The organism is Pseudoalteromonas sp. 2CM28B (assembly GCF_023161935.1).
This window is the reverse complement of the sequence record NZ_JALNTH010000127.1, coordinates 1-415: the sequence shown is the minus strand read 5'-3', so window position 1 is coordinate 415 and position 415 is coordinate 1. Positions and strand designations below refer to the sequence as shown.

Annotated in this window: 1 protein-coding gene; it reads left to right on the top strand. The window is 40.0% G+C overall.

All coding sequences use genetic code 11. The features are described from left to right. A partial coding sequence (locus MTN96_RS36925) for a MerR family DNA-binding protein (RefSeq protein ID WP_248534875.1) occupies positions 1-214 on the top strand: 214 nt, incomplete at its 5' end. Positions 215-415: the final 201 nt, after the last annotated feature.

Sequence of the window (415 nt, the reverse complement as noted above, 5' to 3'; positions counted from 1 at the left end):
AGCGCTCGGCTTTACGTTAAGAGAAATAAAATCGCTAATGTCTATGGACAGCAACTGCGCTCAAGTTGAGCTATTAAACCGACAAAAGTTAGCAATCATTCGAGACAAAATTAATGACCTTCAACGTTTAGAGAAAGTAATTGTGGGTATGACAAATACCTGTATGCAAAACGAAGATCCAACACATTGCCCCATAATTGACTCATTAAAATGATTGACTCCGTACTTGTATACGGAGTTTAGAATGATGGTAATATCAACCAATAGACTTTCAAATGATAAATAAAATATTAGACAGAGTAGGCTCTAGTGGCGTTTGGCTAGCGGCACGGCCTGCCTCCCTGCATTAAGGTCACTTGCATCGGCATTAGGACTAGGCTTCTTCTCTCACTTCGAAGGAATAGCTGTAAATACG